The following is a 2,327-nucleotide window of genomic DNA, read 5'->3' as shown; positions in this document are numbered from 1 at the left end:
TCTTACGGGGACCTTGCGGAGACCTACGGCTTCCTGATCAGCCCCTGCCCGCCTCGGGATCCGAAGAAAAAGGGCCGGGTGGAGAGCGGGGTCAAATACATCAAAAGGAGTTTTCTGCCCTTGCAAGAGTTCCGCAGCCTCCGCGATGCCAACGAGCAACTCCAGCGGTGGGTGCTCGAGGAAGCAGGCAACCGGATTCATGGCACGACCAGACAGAAGCCTTTGAGCGTTTTCGCCGAAACCGAGAAAGTGTTCCTGAAGCTTTTGCCCGACGTTGCACCGGAGATGGCCGTATGGACGACCGCCAAGGTCCATGGCAACTGCCACAGAGGGCAGCCAAAGGATTTAAACCAGTCAAGGGCGGTCATTTCAAAAGCGGTTTCGGAGGATTTATTCATCATCTTCCTCTTGGGTACCCTAAATTCGCTTTATTTCCCGGTCAAAGTCAGAAATATACTCCCGGTCCTGTCGCTTTCTGTATGTTTCGTATTCCTGTTCGGCCTTCACTCTGGCCTCAAGGGCACTTATCTTTCCTTTGTCTTTAAGAATCGGGTAGCTGGAAAGCTCCAGGAAACTGTGCAGAAACTGAACCCAATCTTCCATCTTCATGACAAGCTGCCGTTCAGCCCGATTTTCGGCAAGGTCTAGGTAGGCGTTCACAATGCGGTTCAGTTCTTTGATATGGGCCTCGTTCAGGTAATTCTTGGCGACGGAGACATCGGATTTCAAAATTTTCCCATCAGGTGCCTGTTTCCAGCTTGTCAGCCCCATGTGCATTTTCTCGGCATCCGCCGACTCATAGATGATTTCAGCGGCGGTTTTTCCGGTAATAGCCCAGTGCAGTTTATTCTGCACTGTAGCGAAAAATTCATGGGTGATGGGAGCGTTTTGGTCATAATCTGCCGAAAGCGCATAAATATCTGTAATTTTCTGGTAAAACCGGCGCTCACTGGCTCGGATTTCACGAATCCGTTCCAGAAGCTCATCGAAATAATCCTTGCCGAAATGTTTTCCCTGTTTCAGCCGTTCATCATCCAGCACAAAGCCCTTGATGATGAATTCCTTCAAGGTTTTGGTCGCCCAGATCCGGAACTGGGTGGCCTGGTAGCTGTTCACCCGGTACCCCAACGCAATGATGGCGTCGAGGTTGTAATATTTTGTTTTGTAGGTCTTCCCGTCAGCGGCAGTTGTTTCCAAAATGGAAACAACTGAATCCTCATCCAACTCGCCGGAATCAAAAATGTTTTTAAGATGCTTGCTGACTGCCGGCACCTTTACATTGAACAGCCCGGCCAGCGACTTCTGGGTCAGCCAAAAATTTTCGTCATGAAACAGGACGCCGACTTTCTTGTCGCCGTCTGAGGTTTTGTATAGGATAATTTCGTTGGTTTTCTTCACATTCCGGCCTCCAGGGGGAATTTTTCGGTATCCGGGACGACTTGTCCATCTTTTAAATACGTAAAAGCACAACGGACTCTTTCTTGCACCAAAATAATGGAAATGCCTAATTGAAATCTGTATTGTTGGTTGTGCGAGCCCTCTGTGTCAACGTGGATGAGACACGCCCTAAAATTTAATGTAGGGCGGGTAAGGTTTTGAGCCATGAGGAAGGTAACCCAAATTGCATAGAAAAGGCCCATGGCTGAGGAAATGAGCCGCGAGCTCTGTGGGTGATCCTGTCGCTCCAGCGTTCCGGAGCGCAAAACATGGCATTTTTTCGCATATCCAGACAGCCGGGCTAATGGGGCCATGATGCGGATCAGCCCCCTGGGCATCTTCGGAGCCAACCACCCATTGGAGACAGTGGGCGACTGGGCCAGGCAAGACGCCGCGCTGACGCATCCCAACCCGGTCTGCCTGCAGGCCAACGCGCTTTTCACCATGGCGATTGCTCATGCGGTTGCATCCGGCTGCGAGGCCGGCAGGCTCTACCAGAATATCAGAGAGTGGGCCGTCGATTTGGCCGTCGACCGGGCTCTCATGGACGCCGTTCTTGGAGCCGCCGAAGCACCGCCGGCTGACTATGTCCGGCAGCAGGGCTGGGTCTTGATCGCGTTTCGCAATGCCCTGTGGCAACTGCTCCATGCCCTGAGCTTTGAAGGAGGCGTCGTCGACACGGTCATGAGGGGTGGAGATACCGATACGAACGCAGCCATTTGCGGGGCGCTCTTGGGCGCTGTGGGCGGCCTTGACGCCATACCCGCCCGATGGGTCGACCGGGTCCTGAACTGCCGGCCCAAGGCCGGGCAACCTGGTGTCCACCGCCCGCGACCAGCGTGCATTTGGCCGGTGGATGCGCTGGAACTGGCTGAAGGGTTGATCCGGGG

Annotated in this window: 2 protein-coding genes and 1 pseudogene; 2 read left to right on the top strand and 1 reads right to left on the bottom strand. The window is 53.6% G+C overall.

All coding sequences use genetic code 11. The annotated features are described in order from the left end of the window. Nucleotides 1-327 (top strand): annotated as a pseudogene (locus H567_RS29725) (integrase core domain-containing protein); the annotation flags it as partial. Nucleotides 328-417: 90 nt separating this feature from the next. Here the strand turns inward: H567_RS29725 and H567_RS0121170 are convergent. Then, the gene (locus H567_RS0121170; RefSeq protein ID WP_028322913.1) at nt 418-1,398 is read right to left on the bottom strand and encodes a virulence RhuM family protein; all 981 of its coding nucleotides are present in this window, start codon (nt 1,396-1,398) and stop codon (nt 418-420) included. Nucleotides 1,399-1,749: 351 nt separating this feature from the next. Between H567_RS0121170 and H567_RS26530 the strand changes: the two genes are divergently transcribed. Next, on the top strand, nt 1,750-2,327 hold a 578-nt coding region (locus H567_RS26530), incomplete at its 3' end, for an ADP-ribosylglycohydrolase family protein (protein ID WP_161626675.1).

This window comes from Desulfatiglans anilini DSM 4660 (assembly GCF_000422285.1).
Lineage (GTDB): Bacteria > Desulfobacterota > DSM-4660 > Desulfatiglandales > Desulfatiglandaceae > Desulfatiglans > Desulfatiglans anilini.
Note: the sequence above shows the minus strand (reverse complement) of the source record. Positions and strands in the feature narration are given on the sequence as shown.